Origin of the sequence: Pseudomonas sp. CBZ-4, from assembly GCF_000346755.1 — a bacterium.
Classification (GTDB): Bacteria; Pseudomonadota; Gammaproteobacteria; order Pseudomonadales; family Pseudomonadaceae; genus Aquipseudomonas.
The window spans coordinates 14813-34481 of record NZ_ANNV01000075.1 but is presented as its reverse complement, the minus strand read 5'-3'; the positions used below and the strand labels follow the sequence as shown (position 1 = coordinate 34481).

Genomic DNA, 19669 nt, shown 5'->3' with positions numbered 1-19669 from the left:
GTGGCTGACCCACCGCTATCGCAGGCAAGCCAGCTCCCACATTTAAAAGCAGCAGCGGTCTCAGGCTTTGCGCATGGGCGGCAGGTTGGCGAGCAGCTGCGCATCGATATCCCGCCGCTTCAAAGTCTTGCCCGCCCGCGACGGCGGCTGGCAGATGCCGCACACATAGTGCTGTGCCGGCGCATGGGAGTGCGCCACAAACTCACCGGAGCAACACGAGCAACGGATCAATTCCAGCATGTCGCTTTCAAAGAACCGCACGAGGGTCCAGGCCCGGGTCAGGCCCAGCACCAGCTCGCCTTCCTGGTCGCCGACCTGTTCCAGGTACAGGCGATAGGCTTTGACGAAGGCATCGATGCGATGCCCGCCAATTTCCATGAGGCTGCGGTAAATGCCGTAGAACAGTGACGAATGAATATTCGGCAGCCACGTCACGAACCAATCGGTGGAGAAGGGCAGCATGCCCTTGGGTGGGGAGGCGCCTCGTACTTCCTTGTAGAGTCGGATCAGGCGGCCTCGGCTGAGCGTGGTCTCCGTTTCCAGCACCTGCAGCCGTGCACCCAGCTCAATCAGTTCGATGGCCAGTTGCACTTGCTGCATTTCGGTGACCAGGCTTTTGTCTGACATGGGTCAGCCTTCCCCGATGCGCAAGTCGCCGGTGCGATCCGCCGCAGCCATCAGCAGCGCGGAGTGGATCTCGACCATGCCCAGTTCGCGGGCGTTGCCCAGCACTCGGGACAAGCGATCAGTCTCTTCAAACACCGGGCGACAGATCAACTGGTTGACCCGTGCCAGTTGGGTCATTTGCTTGCTGCTGAGTTTGGTCAGCAGGTCGGCCATGGGTTCGCTGAGTTTCAGGCGGAAAATCGCGATCTCGCGATCTTTGCGCAATAGGTTTTGTGCCAGTAATAAATAGGACAGGTTCAGGTCCTGGATGTCTTCAAGCTCAGTGTTGGTATTTGGCAACTTTCTACCCCTCCCGTTGGGTACTACAGTTCGGCACGCCTAATGGCATGACCTCTGGCAGACAGTGCTGCAAATCGACAAGTACTAAAGTCAGGCTTTTGGGTTGTACAACGAGTGCCTGGATGTAGCGTTATTCGGTTATTCATGCTCCCGACCATCCGCTAGCTGGCCGTGAATACCGGTTTTTTTAATTTTTTCTAAAGTATTAAGTACGCCGTACGATAACAGACTGAGGAATGATATTTCTTGTCTGTTTTCAGTGTTTTAGCCTACCTCAAAGATATTTTCACACTTATGTGTCGCCCGTAGATGCAGCGTGTAGGTGTTTGTTATTTCTTTCGATACAAATAATGGCTTATTGGTATCACTTGATTGGAAGATGCACCATAGGCGTTGTTTAGATTGCTCTTGCGCCGATTGATTTGCATCAACTCGCCGAGGTCATTTTGTCGCGCATGCAAGAACCCGTTAACTTGCTCTTCGAGCGCGAGGATCTGGCTGAGTAGTTCAAGTTTGTATTGCTGGCCGCTGGCATCCAGGTCAACTTGGTCTTGCGCGCGGCGCAAGTAAGCGGCGTCAATCAAACCCTGGGACTTTAGCGCGAAGATACCGTCCCAGTCGGCGTGTTTGGCGCACTCCAGCAAACGCTGCGATTGTTCGAGCAGTTGTTCGTAGGCCGCGATCAGTTGTGATTGCATCATGTCTACTGCGCTTCCTCGGTCTGCGTGCCAATCGCCCGCCAGGCTGCGGCGACATTCTCCAGCAACTCGGCGGCCGTGTTCAGCGCGGCATCGTCATTGTTCAAGTTCGCGCGCAGCAGCAGGCGAACCACGTAGTCGTAGAGTTGGTCCAGTTGTGCGGCAATCTCGCCGCCTTGTTCCAGGTTCAATGAGCCACGCAAACCCTGGCTCACCAGGTTGATCGCCTTGGTGATGGCCTGGCCTTTGGCGGCGATATTGCCGGCCTGCAAGTGCAGGCGCGCGATGCGCAGCGTGGCCTGGTAACTGTCGAACAGCATCACGATGTGCTGGTGGGGTGAGGCCGCCAAAATGCCGCTTTCCACGCCCACCTTGGCGTAGGCATTCGCGTCTCGATAGGCGTTCATCTCGTGTGCTCCGGGTGTGTCATCAGCTGTCGCTGTTGAGGGCGTCGAACTGGGTGGTGAGGTAGTCCGCAGTCGAGCTGAGCGACGCGATCAGGGTGTCGAGTTGGGTGAACTGCTCGGTCCAGCGCGCCATTTCGGAGTCGATCAGCGCCTGTTTTTCGTCGTAGCGATCTTCCAGTTGCTCCAGCTTGGTCGCCAGGCTGTCGGTGCGCGCCACGATCAGGCCGTCGTCTTCGTCCAGGTAGGTGTCGAGGTCGGTGGTCATCTGGCCGATGAAGCCGGACGTGCCATCGGTGCCGACAAAGAACTCGGAGACGCCATCGATATTGTCGGTGATCGCGCTGGTCAGGGTGTCTTCGTCGATCAGCAAGGTGCCGTCGACTTCCAGGGAAATACCCAGCTGCGACAAATAGCTGAAGGTGCCGCTGCCCACCGCGCTGTACAGGTCGCTGCTGAGCTTGGTGCTGATGCGCCGCGTGGTCGAGTCGCCGAGCAGTTCGCCCGCCGTGTCGGCATCAGCGTCGTAGGAAGTGAGGGTGTCGACGGTGGACACGTAGCTGTTATAGGCGCTGACGAACGATTCGATGGCGTCGTAGATCGCGTCGGTGTCCTGGGAAATCGTCAGGGTCTGCGAGCTGCCGACGGCGGACAGGTTCAGCGTGACGCCTTGCAACGCGTCTTCGACGGTGTTGCTCTGGCTGGTGACCGCGATACCGTTGATAGTCAGCTCGGCGTCCAGGGCTTCGACGGTCTGGGTCATGTTGCCCGTGCTGCCGTCGTAGCCGAACAGGCTGGAGGCAGTATCGCTGCTGTCGTCGCCGCTGTAGGTCACGGTCATGGCCGACTCGGTGCCGGTGCTGTCGGAGGTCAAGACCAGGCGGTACGGCGTGCCGGTGCCGTCGTTGACGATGGACGCGGTCACGCCGGCGCCGGACGCGTTGATCGCCGTGCGAATACCTTCCAGGGTGTTGTTGCTGCTGCTCAGGGTGATCGACACCGCGTCGGCCGTGCCCACTTGCAGGGTCAGTGTCCCGGTGCCGAGGGCCGTGGTCTTGCTCGCGACGCCATCGGTGGTGAGGCTCTGGGCCTGGGCCAACTGGGTCACTTCCAGCTTGTACGTGCCGGCGACGGCTTCGCTGGTGGTCGCGGCTGTGACGCCGCTGCCGGACAGGCTGGTGGTCAACGCGGTGTACAGGCTGGAATCGGCCAGGGCTTCGGCGGCGGTTTGCAGCTTGGTCAGGGCGCTGGTCAAGGTGCCGTAGGCGGAAATCTCGGCGTTGACCGAGGTTTCCTGGGTGGTGATGGGCGTCAGCAGGCTGGCTTCCTTGGACTCTTCCAGGCTGGTCAGGATGCTGTCCAGGTCAAGGCCGGAGCCGACCCCGAGAGAGGTAATGGTTGCAGTCGACGAGGTGGTGGAGGTCGTGGTTGCCATGGGTGTGCCTGTCCTGGGGTGCGTTTGAACGCAACATCGGCCAATCGCGGGCCCGTCTTTAGGGGCGCGCCGATTTTTTTCAGACCTGCATCGCCATCACGTCCTTGTAGGCGGTGAGCAGGCGGTTGCGCACCTGCACGCCCATCTGGAACGCGACGCTGGCTTTCTGCGAGTCGGCCATCACATCACTCAGCGACACCGATTCGCTGCCGGCCTGGAACGCGTTGGATTGGCGGGTGGCGGTCTGCTGCAACTGGTTGATGCGCTGCAGCGACGACTGCAACTCGCCGGCAAACCCACCGGCGGGCGCGCTGCGTTGCGCGCTCGCGCCTTCGGCCTGTTCGGCCAGCAGCGACAGTTGTTGCAGGGCATTGGTCAGGGCGGACGGGTTCATGGTGCCGGTTCCACAAGTTGCTATCAGGCCAGCAGGTTAACAAGCCTGGCCCCGGGCACATTCGCCCAATTGACCGCAAAAGCAGTGGCTTTTCCGGCCTTTGGCTTTGGCCGTTTTCGCCAGAATGGCCGCCTACTACTGTTACCGGACGCTGCAATGTCTTTCGCACAGGCCCTACCTTCGTGAGTACCGCAGTCCTGGCCAAAGGCGCGCAAAAAAACCTGGCGACCCCGGTCCCTGTCAAACCCCTGGAAGCCTTGACCACGCTGTTCCGCCGCCAACCGCTGGTGCCGTTGCTGATGGCCGCCGCAGCGGTGATCGCGGTGGTGGTCGCCTTGCTGTTGTGGGCGCGCCAGCCGGAATACCGCGTGCTGTTTTCCGGCCTCAGTGAGGCCGACGGCGGGCAGATCATCAGCGAGCTGGACAAGCGCGCCGTGCCCTATCGCCTCAGCGAAGGCGGCAATACCATCCTGGTGCCAGGCGACAAGATGGGCGCGCTGCGCCTGCAACTGGCCGAACAAGGCTTGCCCAAGGGCGGCAGCGTCGGCTTTGAATTGCTCGACAAACAAGCCTTCGGCGTCAGCCAGTTCGCCGAACACCTCAACTACCAGCGCGGCCTGGAAGGCGAGCTGGCGCGCACCATCGAGTCCCTGGGCCCGGTGGCCAAGGCGCGGGTGCATTTGGTGATGGCCAAGCAATCGGTGTTTGTGCGCGACCGCGAAGCTGCGCGCGCTTCGGTGGTGCTGACCCTGCAACCCGGCCGCGAAGTCGGGCCGAGCCAGACCAGCGCGATTGTGCATCTGGTCACCTCCAGCGTGCCGGAGCTGAGCGTGGACGCAGTCACGGTGGTCGACCAGAACGGCCGCCTGCTGTCGCAGACCCACGGTGACAACAGCGGCGTCGACGGCTCGCAACTCGACTATGTGCATGAGATCGAGCGCTCCTACCAGCGCCGTATCGAAGACATCCTCACGCCGCTGCTGGGCAGCCAGAACGTGCACGCCCAAGTGGTCGCCCAGGTGGATTTTTCCAGCCGCGAAAGCACCGCCGAACGCTACGCGCCGAACCAGGACAACAACGCCGCCGCCGTGCGCAGCAAGCAAACCTCCGAGCATGTACAGGACGGCGACGATGCCGGCCGTGGCGTGCCCGGCGCGCTGACCAACTCACCGCCCAACACCCCTGCGCCGACCAAGGCCAACGCGCCAACACCCGCAGGTGGCAGCGCAGCGACGCCGGAGGCGAAAACCGCGAAAAGCGCCAGCCAAAGCGAGCGCATGATCAACTACGAGGTGGACCGCAACGTCGAGCACGTCAAGTCCAGCCTCGGCACCCTCCAGCGCCTGACCACGGCGGTGGTGGTCAACTACCGCACGGTGCTCAAGGACGGCAAGCCGACCAGCGAAGCGCTGAGCAAGGACGAACTCGACAGCATCAACAACCTGGTGCGCCAGGCCATGGGCTTTACCGAAAGCCGTGGCGATGCGCTGCAAGTTATCAACAGCCCGTTCGTGGAGGCTGACACCAGCGTCGACGAACAGCCGTGGTGGAAAACCCCCGAGGCCTACAACCTGCTGAGCACCGGCCTGCGCTACCTCGCCGTCGCGTTTGCCGCGCTGGCCCTGTGGTGGATCGTGTTGCGCCCGATGCAGCGACGCAACGCGGCGCACACCCAGGCGCTGTTGGCGAACAACGCCGAACCGGGCACGGCTTTGGTGCCGTCCAGCACCGGCACCAATCTGGTGGTCGCCGGCCAGGAAAGCGCGCCACACACCTTGCCGCGCAAGTCGGCGGTGTACGAACAGAACATGCAGAGCCTGCAACAGATCGCGGCCGAAGACCCGCGACTGGTGGCCATGATCGTGCGCGGATGGATGAAGAAAAATGACTAGCAAGATCAGCGGTTCGCGGCGCAGCGCCATTTTGTTGTTGTCGCTGGATGCCGACAGTGCAGCGGAAGTGTTCAAGTTTTTGCCCAGCGAAGACGTCGAGGCCATCAGCATGGAAATGGCGCGCCTGAGCCAGGTGTCCCATGAAGAAATGCGCCAGGTGCTCGAAGAATTCATGGACGAGACCGACCAGTACGCCGCCATCAATATCCAGACCAGCGACCATATCCGCGCCGTGCTGACCAAGGCCCTGGGCAGCGAACGCGCCGCCAGCCTGATCGACGATATCCTCGAAAGCACCAACACCGGTTCGGGCATCGACAAGCTCAACCTGATGGAAGCCTCGATGGTCGCCGAGATGATCCGCGACGAACACCCGCAGATCATCGCCACCATCCTCGTGCACCTGGAGCGTCACCAGGCCTCGGATATCCTGCAGTTGCTGCCGGACCGCCTGCGCAACGACATCATCCTGCGCATCGCCACGTTCAGCGGCGTGCAGCCGGTGGCGTTGCAGGAACTCACCGAAGTGCTCGGCGTGATGCTCGATGGCCAAAGCCTCAAGCGCAGCAAAATGGGCGGCGTGCGCACGGCGGCGGAAATCCTCAACCTGATGAGCTCGGCCCACGAAGAACTGGCCATCGGCACCGTGCGCGAGCACAGCGACGACCTGGCGCAGAAGATCCTCGACGAAATGTTCCTCTTCGAAAACCTCATCGACGTGGACGACCGTGGCATCCAGACCCTGTTGCAACAGGTCGATCAGAACTCCCTGGCCATCGCCCTCAAGGGCTCGCCGCCGGCGCTGCTCGAACGCTTCCTGCACAACATGTCCCAGCGTGCCGGGCAGTTGTTCCGCGAAGACATGGAAGCGCGCGGGCCGATCCGCATGTCGCAGATCGAATCCGAACAGAAGGCCATTCTTGCCGTGGTGCGGCGCTTGTCCGACAGCGGCGACATCGTGACCGCGCGCGGCAACGACACCTATGTCTAACCGTTGGCAACCCTGGCAGATGGACCCGCTGGGCAGCCCGGCGGCGGCCAGCGACGACCCCCACAGCAGCCACCGCGAGCGCCTGCGCAAGCAAGCCTTCCAGCACAAGCTGGAGATGCAGGTGCTGCGCGAAAAAACCATCGCCGAGGCCCAGCAGATCGGGCATGCCCAAGGTGTGGAGCAAGGTTATGCACAGGGCCTGGACGCAGGTCGCCAAGCCGCCGCCGTGGAGTTGCAGCAGCAGATTGCCGTGACCCTGCAACCGCTGCTGGAGCTGTGCCGCAATTTTGATCAAGCGTTGAAAGCCTTGGACACGCAGATCGCCCGGCAACTGGTGCGCATCGCCCTGGACGCCGCGCAACAACTGGCCGGCGAAGCCTTGAACGCGCAGCCGGAACAGGTGCTGGTATGGGTGAAACGCCTGCTCGACAGCGACCTGGAACTCACCGGCAAGCCCAAGCTGTGGCTCAACCCCGACGATTTGCAGCGCGTGCAGGACAGCCTCGGCGAGCAGATCGACGCGGCGGGCTGGGTGTTGCATGCCGATGCGGCGATGCAGGCGGGTGGTTGCCGGGTGGTCAGCCCGGGTGGCGAGCTGGATGCGTCGCGGCCGTCGCGGCTGGCGCTGCTCCATCGCAACGTCGAGCGCACGTTGGATGCGTTGCCATGAATCCTCATCTCGCGCGCTGGAGTGGTGTGCTCGATACGCTGCACGGCCCAGCCTTGCAGGTCGCGCCGCACCTGCGCAGCGGGCGCATCACCCGCGCCACCGGCATGGTCCTGGAAGCGGTGGGCCTGCGCCTGCCATTGGGCGGGGCGTGTCGCATCGAGCTGGACGGCGTGTTCGCCGAGGCCGAGGTGGTGGGGTTTGCCGGGGACACGCTGTACCTGATGCCGCTCGCGGAAATCCACGGCCTGCAACCCGGCGCACGGGTTTTTGCGGCGGACGAAGGCGGCGGCAATCGCAGTTTTCCCTTGGGCATGGCGTTGCTCGGGCGCGTGCTCGACAGCGGCGGCCAGCCGTTGGACGGGCGCGGGCCGTTGCTCGGTGCCCATCACGCCGGCTTGCATACCCAGCCGCTGAACCCGCTCAAGCGGGCGCCGATTGATCGGCAGATCGACGTGGGCATTCGCGCGATCAACGCCTTGTTGTGTGTCGGGCGTGGCCAGCGCCTGGGCTTGTTTGCCGGTTCCGGCGTCGGCAAGTCGGTGCTGCTGGGCATGATGGCGCGCTACACCCAGGCCGATGTGATCGTGGTCGGCTTGATTGGCGAGCGGGGCCGCGAGGTACAGGACTTTATCGACAATATCCTCGGCGAAGAGGGTTTGCGCCGCTCGGTGGTGGTGGCCGCACCTGCGGATACATCGCCGCTGCAACGCCTGCAAGGCGCGCTGTATGCGACGCGGGTCGCCGAGGATTTTCGCGAGCAGGGCAAGGACGTGCTGCTGATCATGGATTCGCTGACCCGCTACGCCATGGCCCAGCGTGAAATCGCCCTGGCCGTGGGCGAGCCGCCGGCCACCAAAGGTTATCCACCGTCGGTGTTCGCCAAGCTGCCCAAGCTGGTGGAGCGCACCGGCAACGGCCCGCCGGGTGGCGGTTCGATCACCGCGTTTTATACGGTGCTCAGCGAAGGCGACGACCAGCAGGACCCGATTGCCGACTCGGCGCGGGCGATCCTCGACGGGCATATCGTGCTGTCGCGCCAGTTGGCCGAAAGCGGGCATTACCCGGCCATCGATATCGAAGCGTCCATCAGCCGCGCCATGACCGCCATCGCCAGCGACGCCCAGCAACGCAAGGCCAACCAGCTCAAGCAGATGCTCTCGCGGTACCAGCGCAACCGCGACCTGATCAGCGTTGGCGCCTACGCCCAGGGCCACGATGTGCAACTCGACCGCGCCGTGGGGTTGTACCCGCATATCGAGCGCTTCCTGCAACAACGCATTGATGACCGTGCCAGCGTCGACGAGACCCTGCACGGCCTCAGTTTGTTGTTCCCCGGCAACTGACTTTTTCGAGTAATCATCGATGGCTAATCAATCGCTGCACCTGCTGATCGAAATGGCCGCCAAGGCCCGCGACGTCGCGGCCCGCGCCCTGGCGCAGAGCCGCAGCGCCGAGCAGCAGGTGATCAACCAGTTGCGCACCCTCGACCAGTACCAGCAGGAATACCGCCAGAACCTGCAAGTGGAGTTGGCCAACGACGGCATGAGCCCGTCGGCGTTGACCAATTACCGCGGCTTTTTGCAGTCGCTGGAAGAAGCGGTGGAGCGTGCGCAAAAGAGCCTGGAGCGGCATCGCAAGCAAGTCGCCCATCACCAGCTCACGTGGATGGCGCAGTGGCGCAAGGTCAGCTCGATTGAGGCGCTGCTGGCGCGGCGGGCCCAGCAGGAGCAAGTGACTGCCGGGCGTGTGGAGCAGCGTCACACCGATGAAATGGCCAGCCAGTTGCGTCGTCGCGCGGCGGCGTTTCCTTCTTCCATCGATAGCGGCCTTTAAGGAACAGCATGGATATTCTCGCGATGTTAGTGCCGACTGCTGCGCCCGCGCCGGTGGCGGACAGTGTTGCCGTGGAGGCGCCTGTGGCGCTGGCGGATTCGTTTTCGGCGGTGTTGAGCCAGGTGGTTGCGCCGGTGCCGCAAGCGTTGCCGGTGGTGCAGGCGCCGGTTCCGGCCCCGCCGCCTGTGGCAGTCGCCCTTGCACCCGTTGCGCCGGTCGTCGTGCAAGCGCTGCCCGAGGAAGAGCCCGAGGTTGAGCTGTCGCCCGTGTTGCCGGATGAACCGGTGGCTGAAGCCGAAGTGACAAAACCAACGACGGCGGCAGACAGCACCCTTGACGATATCCGCCAGCGCATGGCCCTGATCGAAAGCGCCGGGCAACTGGACATGTCGGCCGTGATCGTCGCGCCGCCGATTGCGGTCAGCCTGCCGGTACCGGTCAACGTCACACCGACCGCGCCCGAGCCCGTGATCAGCCGCGCGACAACCCAGGCTCCGAGCCTGCCGGTCGCGGCGGAGGATGAGCCCGACACGCCAGAACCGGTGGACCTGCCGGACGCCATGCCCGCGTTGGTTGCCACCGTGGCGGAGGCGGTGCCGCAAGTGCGCCCGCAAGCTGACGACAGCCAACCCGACAATCCGGATTCGCCTGGCGTGTTCAGCCTCGCGCCGGCACCGGCCAGCCCGGTCGCTGCCCCTGTCGCCGACAACGAATTGGTCGTCGCCGCCGCCGTCGGCAGCAGCGACTGGGCGGCCGACCTCGGCCAGCAGATGGTCGATATGGTCAGCCGTGGCGACAGGCAAGTCGACCTGCACTTGCACCCCGCCGACCTTGGCCCGCTGTCCATCAGCCTCGACCTGAACGACGGCACTACCCAGGCGCAGTTCCAGGTCGCCCATGCCTCGGTGCGCGCGGCGGTGGAGCAGGCGTTGCCGCAATTGCGCGAAGCGCTGGCGAGCCAGGGCATTGCACTGGGGCAGGCGTCGGTCAGCGACCAGTCCTCGCGCGGCAGTGCGCAGCGTGATCCGCAGCCGTCAGCGTTCAGCCGCAGCGACACCTCGCCAGTGAGTGAGCCGGTGGTGGTGCAACAGGTGCAGCTGGCCCGCTCGGCGATTGACCTGTACGTGTGAATCCCAAATCAAAACAGCGAGATACCGCCGTTACCCGTGTCTTATCGCGCCATGGGCGGGGCAGGGCGCTGGTCATACTGGCGCCCTGCCTGATCGTTTCCCTTCATTGCATGGTTCCCGCCAATGACCGCCACCCGCAAAACCCCCTGGCTCTTGATTGTGTTGCTGGCGCTGGCCGTCGTCGCCGCAAGTGCCGGTGGTACCTACCTCTACCTGAGCCAGGTGGACGTCGCCAAGGCCGCGCCGGTGGCGAACAAGCCCCAGGCGCCACGCTTGGTCACGGTGGCGCCGATGACGGTGAACCTGTCCAACGAGCGCGATGAACCCAGCCTGTTATATGTGGGGTTCGCCCTGGAAGTCGCCGACGACGCGACCCAAGCCCAACTGACCGACTACATGCCGCAATTGCGCAGCCAGTTGCTGACCCTGGTCAGCGGCCAGAACAGTACGCAGTTGATCACCCCCCAAGGCAAGGCCGCACTGGCCGCGCGCATCCTCGACGCCCTCAAGCAACCGCTGGCGCCGCAGCAACCCGCCCCCGCGTTGCTGCGCGTGCTGTACACCGACTTTATCGTGCAGTAACCCATGGCCATCGACGATTTGCTCTCCCAGGACGAGATCGACATGCTGCTGCGCGGCAGCGACGAAAGCGACGCCGCCCACGAAGAAGCCGGCACCCTCGACGCCGCCCGCGTACGCCCGTATGACCCGGCGACCCAGCACCGGGTGATCCACGAGCGCTTGCATGCGCTGGACATCATCAACGAGCGCTTCGCCCGTTATTTCCGCATGAGCCTGTTCAACCTGATCCGGCGCAGCATCGACATCACCGTCAAAAGCGTGCGCTACCAGAGCTACAGCGAATTCTCGATGCACATGCCGATGCCCACCAACATCAACCTGCTGGCGATGAAACCGCTGCGCGGTACTGCACTGGTGGTGTTCCCGCCGGCGGTGGTGTTCATGGTGGTGGACAACCTGTTCGGCGGCGACGGGCGTTTTGTGACCAAGTCCGAAGGCCGCGAATTCACCCGCACCGAACAGCGCATCATCCAGCGTTTGCTGGGGCTGTCGGTGGACGCCTACAAGGGCGCGTGGAAGTCGGTGTACCCCCTGGAAATCGAATACCTGCGTTCGGAGATGCAGGCCAAGTTCGCCAACATCACCAGCTCGCCGAATGAAATCGTGGTCAATGCCACTTTCCACCTGGAGGTCGGCAACCTCTCCAGCGATTTCAATATCGTGATTCCGTACCTGATGATCGAACCGATGCGCCAGTTGCTCAACGGCCCGCTGACGGACACCAATCCCGAGGAAGAGCGCCATTGGAACAAGCGCATGGCGGGCGAAATCGCGCAGTCGGAGATTGAGCTGATCGCCGACTTTGTCGAAATGGATGCGCGCGTCGGGCAAGTCATGGCGCTGAAAGTCGGCGACGTGCTGCCCATCGAACTGCCCGACATCATCAGCGCGCGCGTCGATGGCGTACCGGTCATGACCTGTGAGTACGGCAGCCAGAACGGCCTGCGCGCCTTGTTGGTGAAGGATCTGGTCGATCATTCCCTGAGCCTTTCTTCCTCTTCCTCCAGCCGATTCGTGAAGGGCCACGTCCCCACAGCCAAGGACTCCGAGCATGACTGATCCAACTGTTACCGAGCCCCAAGAGCCGGATGAATGGGCCGACGCCCTGGCCGAACAAACCATCGCCGAAGGGGCGGACGACCCGTGGGCGATGGCCCTGGCCGAACAAGAGGCGGCCGATGCGGCGCTGGAAAGCCCGGCGCCGAGTGTCGGTTCCAGTGTGTTCAAGCCACTGGCGCCGGCGCAGCCCACCGCTGCGGCGCGTGAGCTGGAAATGATCATGGATATTCCGGTCAAGCTCAGCGTGGAGCTGGGCCGTACGCGCATCACCATCAAGCAGTTGCTGGAACTGGCCCAGGGCTCGGTGCTGGCGCTGGATGGCTTGGCGGGCGAGCCGATGGACATCCTGATCAACAGCTACCTGATCGCCCAGGGCGAAGTGGTGGTAGTGGATGACAAGTACGGGATCCGTATCACCGAAATCATCACGCCGTCCGAACGCGTGCAAAAGCTCAACCGATGAACAGCGCAAGCCCGCCGCTCGGCGTGCCCACGGACAGCGTGATGAACCTGGCGCTGCTGGGTAAAACCGCACTGGCCCTGGCCGTGGTGCTGGGCTGCGTGCTGGTGTTTGGCTGGCTCGCCCGGCGCATGGGCACGCGGGCGTTGGTGCCCGGCAAGCAGCTGCGGGTGGTCAGCAGCACCGGCCTCGGCCAGCGCGAGAAAGTGGTGATTGTGGAAGTGCGTGGGCAATGGCTGGTGCTCGGCGTGACGGCGCAGCAGGTCACCGCGCTGGCGCAGATGGACGCGCCGGAAGTGGAGCCCGAAACGGTGGTCGCGGGCGGTTTTGCCGAGCGTCTGGCCAATGCGTTGACCGGCAAAGGGCGTGTTTCATGACCGGCATGGAAGGCCTCAGCGCCTTCACCGGGCAAGCGGGTGGCCAGCAATGGTCGCTGAGCCTGCAAACCCTGTTGCTGCTCAGCGCCATGGCGTTCCTGCCGGCGATATTGCTGATGATGACCGGCTTCACCCGCATCATCATTGTGCTCGGCCTGCTGCGCACGGCCATCGGCACCACCTCGGCGCCGCCGAACCAGGTGCTGTTGGGGCTGGCGTTGTTTCTGACGTTTTTCGTCATGTCGCCGACCCTTGATCAGGCCTACGAAAAGGCCTGGTTGCCGTTCTCCCACGATGAAATCTCGGTGGAACAATTCCTCAAGGACGGCAGCCAGCCGTTTCGCAAATTCATGCTGACCCAGACCCGCCAGGGCGACCTGGCACTGTTTGCGCGGCTGGCGCAGATCGACGACCTGCAAGGCCCCGACGACGTGCCCATGCGCGTGCTGCTGCCGTCGTTTGTCACCAGCGAACTGAAAACCGCGTTTCAGGCCGGGTTCACCATCTTTATCCCGTTCCTGATCATCGACCTGGTGGTGGCGAGCGTGCTGATGGCGCTGGGCATGATGATGGTGCCGCCGGCCACGATTTCCCTGCCGTTCAAGCTGATGCTGTTTGTGCTGGTGGACGGCTGGCAATTGCTGCTGGGTTCGCTGGCGCAGAGTTTCTACACCTGATGAGGCGTTGCCGATGACCCCGGAAATGGTGATGGACCTGGCTTACAAAGGCATGCGCATGAGCATGATCGTGGCCGCGCCTGTGTTGTTCGTGACCCTGTTTATCGGCCTGCTGGTGAGCCTGTTCCAGGCCGCCACGCAGATCAACGAATCGACCCTGTCGTTTATCCCCAAGATCATCGGCGTGTGCGTGGTGCTGGTGATCGCCGGGCCATTGATCATGGAAATGCTCGTGGACTACACCCGTGCGCTGTTCACCAGCCTGCCCACGCTGATCGGCTGACGCGCCGTGATCGAAGTCAGCTCGGCGCAACTGCAACTGTGGCTGACCGGTTTTTTCTGGCCGTTTTGCCGAGTGCTGGCGTACCTGATGAGCGACCCGATCCTGGGGCACAAGAACGTGTCGAGCCAGGTCAAGGTCGGGCTGGCGATGTTGCTGGCGTTCCTGCTGGCGCCGAACCTGCCGCCGTTGCCCCAGGTGGCGCTGTTCTCCTGGCCGGGCCTCGGCGTGATCGTGGAACAAGTGCTGATCGGCATGGCGCTGGGCATGGTCATGCGCGTGACCCTGGCGGTGGTGGAAATGACCGGCGACATCTGCGGCATGCAGATGGGCTTGGCGTTTGCCACGTTCTTCTCGGCCGACACCAGCACCAACAGCCTGGTGCTGTCGCGGTATTTGGGGATGATCACCGTGCTGATGTTCCTCGCGCTCGACGGGCACTTGATGGTGCTGGAGTTGCTGGCCGGCACGTTCAAGACCTTGCCGATTGGCAACCTGCGTTTCGACCCGAATGCCTGGCAGCTGATTGCGCGGTACGGCGGCACGATCTACCTGACCGGCTTGTTGCTGGCGTTGCCGATGGTGGGCACGTTGCTGATCATCAGCCTGGCCATGGGCATCCTCAACCGCGTGTCGCCGCAGCTCACGGTATTTTCGGTGGGCTTTCCGCTGACCTTGTCGGTGGGGTTGATTCTGCTGATGGTGGTGATGGGCGACCTCGGGCCGTTTCTGGCGACGTTGCTCAGTAATACCCTGCACTTCATGCAGTACCTGGTGGATAACATGGCCGTCCCCTGAAGCTACTGCGATCCAACTGTGGAAACTGGCTTATGTGGGAGCTGGCTTGCCTGCGATGGCGGTGGGTCAGCCAGCACCTCTTTCGCCTGACACACCGCCATCGCGGGCAAGCCCGCTCCCACAGTTTTTATCCAGTTCAGGCGGTTAGATGTATTCGAACAGGGACATCTTCTGGATGCTGACGAAGGTTTGCTGCGCCGCCTGCAACGCCACTTGCAGCGAGGTGTATTGCGTCACCGACTCGGTGTAGTCCGCATCCACCAACCCCGACAACCGCTCCGTGTAGCTCAGCGCCAGGTCGTCGCCGATGGTATCCAGCACGTCCAGTTGATTGAGCCGCGAACCCACCGAGGTCTGTACCGTCAGTACCGTGTCCTGGGCATTGCTCAGTTGGCGGCTGGCGGTGGAGAGGGTGTTGTTCAGGTTGGCTCGGTCGGCGTCGGTTTCCACTGGGGTTTGCAGCACGGAAATCAGGTTTTTCAGGGTGGCGAACAGGTCCGGGTCGGCGTCGGCGGCTTTGCTGACGCTGATGCTGTCACCGTCCACCGGGGTGCCGCTGAGGGTCAGGGACAGGCCGTTGACTTGCAGGGTGTCGCCCGAGGTGTAGGCCACGGGGGTGGCGCCGTCGAGGCTGTATTGCGCGGTGCCGTCGGCGGCGGTGCTGAAGGTCAGGCTGAAGCCGGTGCCGTAGTTGGCGGCCGTGGTGTCGGTGATGGTCGGGCCGCTGAAGGTGACGCTGCCGCTGTTGTCGCCGGCTTCGGCGATAAAACCCGCCGAGCTGCTCACCGATTGGAAAATCGTCGCACCGGTGTCGCCGCTGGCCATGCTCTGGGTGGAGCTGACCAGTTGCGTGACCACATTGCTGTCGCCCTGGTAAACCAGGTTGCCGTCGGCGTCCGCCGCGAACGCCGGGCTTTGGCTCTGGTAGCCGGAGAACAGGTAATTGCCGTTGCTGTCGGTGGCGTTGGCCAGGGTGACGAGGGTGTCGTACACGCCTTGCAACGAGGTGGCGATGGACTCGCGGTCGGCGTCGCTCAGGGTGCCGTTGTTGGCCTGCACGATCAGCGAGCGCGCGCTGGTGATTGCATCGTTGATGCTGTCCAGGGTGCTTTCTTCCTGGGACAGCGAGGTGCTGATGCTGCTGCGCGCGTCGGCGTATTGCTCGTTGGCGGCAATCGCCTGGCGCACGTTGACGGCTTGCGCAGCGGCCAGCGAGTCGTCGGACGGCGTGACCACCCGCGTGCCACTGGCCACTTGCTGGGCGGCGGTCTGGTAGGCGCTTTCCTGGGCCAGCATGGAGGTGAGGCTTTGGTTGTAAATCGTCGCACTGCTCAGGCGCATGGCGGCGCTCCTTTAATTGATGTCGAGGATGGTGTCGAGCAGGCTGGTGCCCACTTCAACCACCTTTGCGCAGGCCTGGTAATACTGCTGGTAGACGATCAGGTTGGCCGCCTCTTCGTCCAGGTTGACCCCCGATTCCGACTGTTGCAGCGTGGTCAGTTGTTCGGTGAGGCTGGTCTGGGTTTCCAGTTGCCCGGCGACTTTGCTCGCGGTGCTGCCCACATCGCTGACCAGCGCCGAATAGGTCTGGCTGAGGGTCTTGCTGCCGCCGACGATGCTGCTGGTTTGCAGGTCGAGCATGGCCAGGGCGTTGCTGTTGTCACTGCTGCCGGTGGACGTGCCCGCGGCGATCAGGCTGCCGTCGCTGGTCAGGGTGGTGAAGCTGCTGGCGGCGTTGCGCGTGGGCAAGACCAGGAAACTGTCGCCATCGTCGGCGGTGCCGCTGATGGCCACGCTCATGCCGGCGAAGGTCAGCGTGCCGCTGTCATAGGCCGAGGTGACGCTGGCGCCGGTGTCGTTGCGGGTCACGCTGTAGCCGTCGCTGTCGGAATAGCTGACGGTGTAGTCGGTGGCGGCGAGGGCGCTGACGTCGTCGTTGAAGGTCGCGCTGAGGGTCGCGTCGCCGGTGTTGCCGGTGTTGCCGTAGACGCTCGGGTCGTCCACCGAGAACAGTGCACTGCCGCTGTCGCCATTGAGGTCGATGCCCGAGGCCTGCAAGGTGTTGAAGGCTTGGGTCAGGCTGACCGCGAGGATGCCCAGCTGGTTTTGCGCGTCGCTCAGGCTGTTGTCGCGAAAGTCCATCAGGCCGCCGAGGGAGCCGCCTTCAAACACCGAATCGTCGAGTGTGGTGGTGTGGCCGGCGGCGTCGACGTAGGTGACCACGGTTTGTGTCGGGTCGCTGGCCGAGACGGCGGTTTGCAGGCCGAAGCTGCTGTTGCCCGACACCAGCGCCAGGCCGTTGCTCAGGGATACGGTGTAGCTGCCGTTGTCCTGGGTGGTGACATCCACGTCCACCAGTTCGCTGAGTTGGCTGACGAGCAAGTCGCGCTGGTCGAGCAGGGCGTTGGAAGTGGAACCCAGGGCGTCGCTCAGGCTGATCTTCTTGTTGAGCCCGGCGATCTGTTCGGTGAGGTCGTTGACCTGGCTGACCTGGTCGTCGATCTGGCTGTTGACGTCGTTGGCCATGTCGTCGAGGTAGCTGCCCAGCTGGGTGAACTGCGAGGTCAGGGTCTGCGCGGCGCCGATCACTTCTTCGCGGGCGGCGGTGTCGCTGGCGTCGGAGGTCAGGGTTTGCAGGGCCGAGAAGAAACTCTGCATCAGCGTGTCGAGGCTGGCGTCGCCGTCGGCGAGCAGGCTGTCGATCTGGTCCACTTCAGTCTGGTAGGTGGACAGCGCGCTTTCGGCGCTGATCGAGCTGTTGAGCTGGGTGGTGACAAACTGGTTGTATTGGCGATCCACACTGGAGATCTGCACGCCGCTGCCCGAGGTGGACTCGGAGAAGTTCGCCACCTGCAAGGTATAGCCGGCCGTGTAGGCGTTGGTGGTGTTGCTGCTGCTGGTGCTGAGGGCGATCTGCGCGGCGGTCAGGCCGCTGACGCCAATGGAAATAATGCTCATCGAGAAGCTCCTGGGCTACATGCTTGGCACTATCGGCCCGGCGAAGGGGTGAATTGACCCCTGGCCTATAAATCGTTGCGCGCTTGTGTGGTGTGCAAGGGACCGATGGTGGCCATCACGGAAATCAGCTTCTGCGCATAACGCGGGTCGGTGGCGTACCCGCCCTGTTGCAGCGCGACGGCGGCTTGCGGTGCGTCACCGGCCGTGCGCACGGCGGCGTAGCCGGGGCGGCTGCGCATCAGGCGCGCGTAATCGGTGAAGGCGGCTTCGTCGCTGGCGTACACGCGGAAGCTTTCCAGCTGCTTTTGCGCTGCAGCGTCGCTGTATTCGGTGGTCAGCACTTGGGTGGTCGCGCCTTGCCAGGTGCTGCCGGCCTTGATGCCGAAGAGGTTGTGGCTGTCGGCGCCCTGGGCGGTGGTAATGGTGCGCCGGCCCCAGTCGGTTTCCAGCGCGGCCTGGGCCAGGATCAGTTCGGCGGGCACGCCACTGTTGCGTGCGGCGGATTGTGCCGGGCCGCTGAGGCGGGCGATGAAGGCTTGCACGTGCTCGGGCTGGTCGCTGTTGCTGGCGCTGACTTCGCGGCGCTTCCAGGCTTCGAAAGGCGAGTGGGTCGGCAGATCGAGGAACGCCGTGGTGGCTGCGCTCAGTTCAGGGTTCTGTTGCGCGGTGTAGCCGCTCAGTTGCCGCGTGAGTTGTTCAGCCAGGCCGATGCCCTTGCCCGACAGGCTTTGCGCCCATTGCTGGTCGAGCATCTCGGTGTACAGCTCGGTTTGCGAGTTGCTCGACAGCTGCGATTTGGGCACGGCCGCGCGCATGCTTTTAAGCATCATCTGGATAAACACCGCCTCGAACTGCTTGCTGGCCTCCTTGAGTCCCGCCTGCGGGTCCAGGTGGGCGCGGTTGCGCAGGTGATCAAGGCCCTGCACGTCGAGGGCAAAGTGATCGCTGCTTTTCATCAGATGATCTCCAGCTCGGCCCGCAGGGAGCCTGCGGCCTTGAGCGCTTGCAGGATGACCATCAGATCCTGTGGCGTGGCGCCGAGGGCGTTGAGGCCCTTGATCACGTCCATCAAGTTGGCCGTACCTTCCAGCAGGTGCAGCGAGCCGCCTTGGGATTCGATGGAAATATTGCTCTGGGACGTCACGGCGGTCTGCCCACCACTGAACGCACCGGGTTGGCTGACGGTGTTGGTGGTGTCGATGATTACCGACAAGTTGCCGTGGGCCACGGCCGCGCGGTACAGCTTCACCGAGCTGTTGAGCACGATGGAGCCGGTGCGCGAATCGAGGATGACTTTCGGCCGCGCCTGGATCGGCAGCACTTCGATGCTTTCGATGCGCGCCATGAAGTTGGTGCGTTCGTTGGGCGACACCGGCCCCTGGATCTCGATCAGCCCGCCGTCCACGGCCGAGGCGACGGTGCGGCGCATGTCCAGGTTGATCGCGTAGACCACGCGCTGTGCGGTGGCGGAGTCTGGCTCATGCAGGGACAGACCGAGCAGGCCGTGTTCGTTGTTGAGGTTCAGCGCCACCGCGCGTTCGATGATTGCGCCACGGGGAATGCGCCCGCCCGCCAACTGGTTGACCGTCACGCTGCTGCCGTTGGCCGACGCGCCGGCGCCGCCCACCAGCAGGCTGCCCTGGGCCACGGCGTAGACTTCGCCGTCGGCGCCTTTCATTGGCGTCATCAATAACGTGCCGCCGCGCAGGCTTTTCGCGTTGCCGATGGACGACACCACCACGTCGATCTGCTGGCCGGGGCGCGACAGCGCGGGCAGGTTGGCGGTGACGATCACGGCGGCGATGTTGCGCATCTGCATGTTCGCCCCGGCGGGCAGGGTTACGCCCAGCTGCGAGAGCATGTTGGTCAGGCCTTGTTCGGTGAACGGGCTTTGGGTGGTCTGGTCGCCGCTGCCGTCCAGGCCCACCACCAGGCCGTAGCCCACCAGGCTGTTGGGGCGTATGCCGGCGAAGTCGGCGATGTCGCGGATTTGCTCGGCGTGCGCCGTTGCGCACAGCCACAACGGGCAGCTCAGCAGCAGGATTCTGACGGCTCTCAGGAACAT

The 19669-nt window shown here is 63.5% G+C and carries 23 protein-coding genes; 13 read left to right on the top strand and 10 right to left on the bottom strand.

Annotated elements, in window-relative coordinates:
• Positions 1 to 60: 60 nt before the first annotated feature.
• From flhC to fliE, 6 genes are all read right to left on the bottom strand, one after another.
• Complete coding sequence (flhC, locus tag B348_RS0109345) at positions 61 to 627, bottom strand: flagellar transcriptional regulator FlhC (RefSeq protein WP_017735859.1); 567 nt, start codon at positions 625 to 627, stop codon at positions 61 to 63.
• A gap of 3 nt (positions 628 to 630) precedes the next feature.
• Positions 631 to 966 carry a flagellar transcriptional regulator FlhD gene (gene flhD, locus B348_RS0109340; protein ID WP_017735858.1) on the bottom strand — a complete coding sequence of 112 codons (336 nt, stop codon included), beginning with the start codon at positions 964 to 966 and terminating at the stop codon, positions 631 to 633.
• A 329-nt stretch (positions 967 to 1295) separates the two neighbouring features.
• On the bottom strand, positions 1296 to 1667 hold the full coding sequence (gene fliT / locus B348_RS0109335; RefSeq protein WP_017735857.1) for a flagellar protein FliT: 372 nt from the start codon (positions 1665 to 1667) through the stop codon (positions 1296 to 1298).
• 2 nt (positions 1668 to 1669) lie between these two features.
• Complete coding sequence (gene fliS / locus B348_RS0109330; protein ID WP_017735856.1) at positions 1670 to 2071, bottom strand: flagellar export chaperone FliS; 402 nt, start codon at positions 2069 to 2071, stop codon at positions 1670 to 1672.
• A 22-nt stretch (positions 2072 to 2093) separates the two neighbouring features.
• Entirely contained in the window at positions 2094 to 3503 is a 1410-nt protein-coding gene (gene fliD / locus B348_RS0109325) for a flagellar filament capping protein FliD (protein ID WP_017735855.1), read from the bottom strand.
• A gap of 79 nt (positions 3504 to 3582) precedes the next feature.
• Entirely contained in the window at positions 3583 to 3897 is a 315-nt protein-coding gene (gene fliE, locus B348_RS0109320; protein WP_017735854.1) for a flagellar hook-basal body complex protein FliE, read from the bottom strand.
• 182 nt (positions 3898 to 4079) lie between these two features.
• Here fliE and fliF point away from each other — a divergent pair, with 182 nt between their 5' ends.
• The 13 genes from fliF (at position 4080) to fliR (ending at position 14646) form a co-directional block, all read left to right on the top strand.
• The gene (gene fliF / locus B348_RS0109315) at positions 4080 to 5789 is read left to right on the top strand and encodes a flagellar basal-body MS-ring/collar protein FliF (RefSeq protein WP_017735853.1); all 1710 of its coding nucleotides are present in this window, start codon (positions 4080 to 4082) and stop codon (positions 5787 to 5789) included.
• Positions 5782 to 6780, top strand: coding sequence for a flagellar motor switch protein FliG (fliG, locus tag B348_RS0109310; RefSeq protein WP_017735852.1), 999 nt, complete (start codon positions 5782 to 5784; stop codon positions 6778 to 6780). Before fliF ends, fliG begins: the two co-directional genes overlap by 8 nt.
• The gene (locus B348_RS0109305; RefSeq protein WP_026136686.1) at positions 6773 to 7450 is read left to right on the top strand and encodes a FliH/SctL family protein; all 678 of its coding nucleotides are present in this window, start codon (positions 6773 to 6775) and stop codon (positions 7448 to 7450) included. The genes fliG and B348_RS0109305 overlap by 8 nt, the downstream gene beginning before the upstream one ends.
• A complete protein-coding gene (gene fliI / locus B348_RS0109300) occupies positions 7447 to 8793 on the top strand; it encodes a flagellar protein export ATPase FliI (protein WP_026136685.1) in 1347 nt (448 codons plus the stop codon). Before B348_RS0109305 ends, fliI begins: the two co-directional genes overlap by 4 nt.
• 19 nt (positions 8794 to 8812) lie before the next feature.
• Positions 8813 to 9283, top strand: coding sequence for a flagellar export protein FliJ (fliJ, locus tag B348_RS0109295; RefSeq protein WP_017735849.1), 471 nt, complete (start codon positions 8813 to 8815; stop codon positions 9281 to 9283).
• Between the two features lie 8 nt (positions 9284 to 9291).
• Positions 9292 to 10413, top strand: coding sequence for a flagellar hook-length control protein FliK (locus B348_RS0109290; RefSeq protein WP_017735848.1), 1122 nt, complete (start codon positions 9292 to 9294; stop codon positions 10411 to 10413).
• 123 nt (positions 10414 to 10536) lie between these two features.
• Entirely contained in the window at positions 10537 to 10995 is a 459-nt protein-coding gene (locus B348_RS0109285) for a flagellar basal body-associated FliL family protein (RefSeq protein ID WP_017735847.1), read from the top strand.
• A 3-nt stretch (positions 10996 to 10998) separates the two neighbouring features.
• Positions 10999 to 12054, top strand: a complete 1056-nt coding sequence (gene fliM, locus B348_RS0109280) for a flagellar motor switch protein FliM (protein ID WP_017735846.1) — start codon at positions 10999 to 11001, stop codon at positions 12052 to 12054.
• Positions 12047 to 12517: a flagellar motor switch protein FliN gene (fliN, locus tag B348_RS0109275; RefSeq protein WP_017735845.1), complete on the top strand. Its 471-nt coding sequence runs from the start codon at positions 12047 to 12049 to the stop codon at positions 12515 to 12517. Before fliM ends, fliN begins: the two co-directional genes overlap by 8 nt.
• On the top strand, positions 12514 to 12891 hold the full coding sequence (gene fliO, locus B348_RS01000000129855; RefSeq protein ID WP_017735844.1) for a flagellar biosynthetic protein FliO: 378 nt from the start codon (positions 12514 to 12516) through the stop codon (positions 12889 to 12891). The genes fliN and fliO overlap by 4 nt, the downstream gene beginning before the upstream one ends.
• Positions 12888 to 13568: a flagellar type III secretion system pore protein FliP gene (gene fliP, locus B348_RS0109265; protein ID WP_017735843.1), complete on the top strand. Its 681-nt coding sequence runs from the start codon at positions 12888 to 12890 to the stop codon at positions 13566 to 13568. The genes fliO and fliP overlap by 4 nt, the downstream gene beginning before the upstream one ends.
• Before the next feature lie 13 nt (positions 13569 to 13581).
• Positions 13582 to 13851: a flagellar biosynthesis protein FliQ gene (fliQ, locus tag B348_RS0109260; protein WP_017735842.1), complete on the top strand. Its 270-nt coding sequence runs from the start codon at positions 13582 to 13584 to the stop codon at positions 13849 to 13851.
• A gap of 6 nt (positions 13852 to 13857) precedes the next feature.
• Positions 13858 to 14646, top strand: coding sequence for a flagellar biosynthetic protein FliR (gene fliR / locus B348_RS0109255; protein WP_017735841.1), 789 nt, complete (start codon positions 13858 to 13860; stop codon positions 14644 to 14646).
• Positions 14647 to 14790: 144 nt separating this feature from the next.
• On the opposite strand, the gene flgL is transcribed toward fliR, so the two are convergent.
• From flgL to B348_RS0109235, 4 genes are all read right to left on the bottom strand, one after another.
• Positions 14791 to 15987 (bottom strand): flagellar hook-associated protein FlgL, encoded by a 1197-nt coding sequence (gene flgL, locus B348_RS0109250; RefSeq protein WP_017735840.1) that lies wholly within the window; start codon positions 15985 to 15987, stop codon positions 14791 to 14793.
• Between the two features lie 12 nt (positions 15988 to 15999).
• A complete protein-coding gene (flgK, locus tag B348_RS0109245) occupies positions 16000 to 17604 on the bottom strand; it encodes a flagellar hook-associated protein FlgK (RefSeq protein ID WP_017735839.1) in 1605 nt (534 codons plus the stop codon).
• Positions 17605 to 17669: 65 nt separating this feature from the next.
• Positions 17670 to 18560, bottom strand: coding sequence for a flagellar assembly peptidoglycan hydrolase FlgJ (gene flgJ / locus B348_RS0109240; RefSeq protein WP_017735838.1), 891 nt, complete (start codon positions 18558 to 18560; stop codon positions 17670 to 17672).
• Entirely contained in the window at positions 18560 to 19669 is a 1110-nt protein-coding gene (locus B348_RS0109235) for a flagellar basal body P-ring protein FlgI (RefSeq protein WP_017735837.1), read from the bottom strand. Before B348_RS0109235 ends, flgJ begins: the two co-directional genes overlap by 1 nt.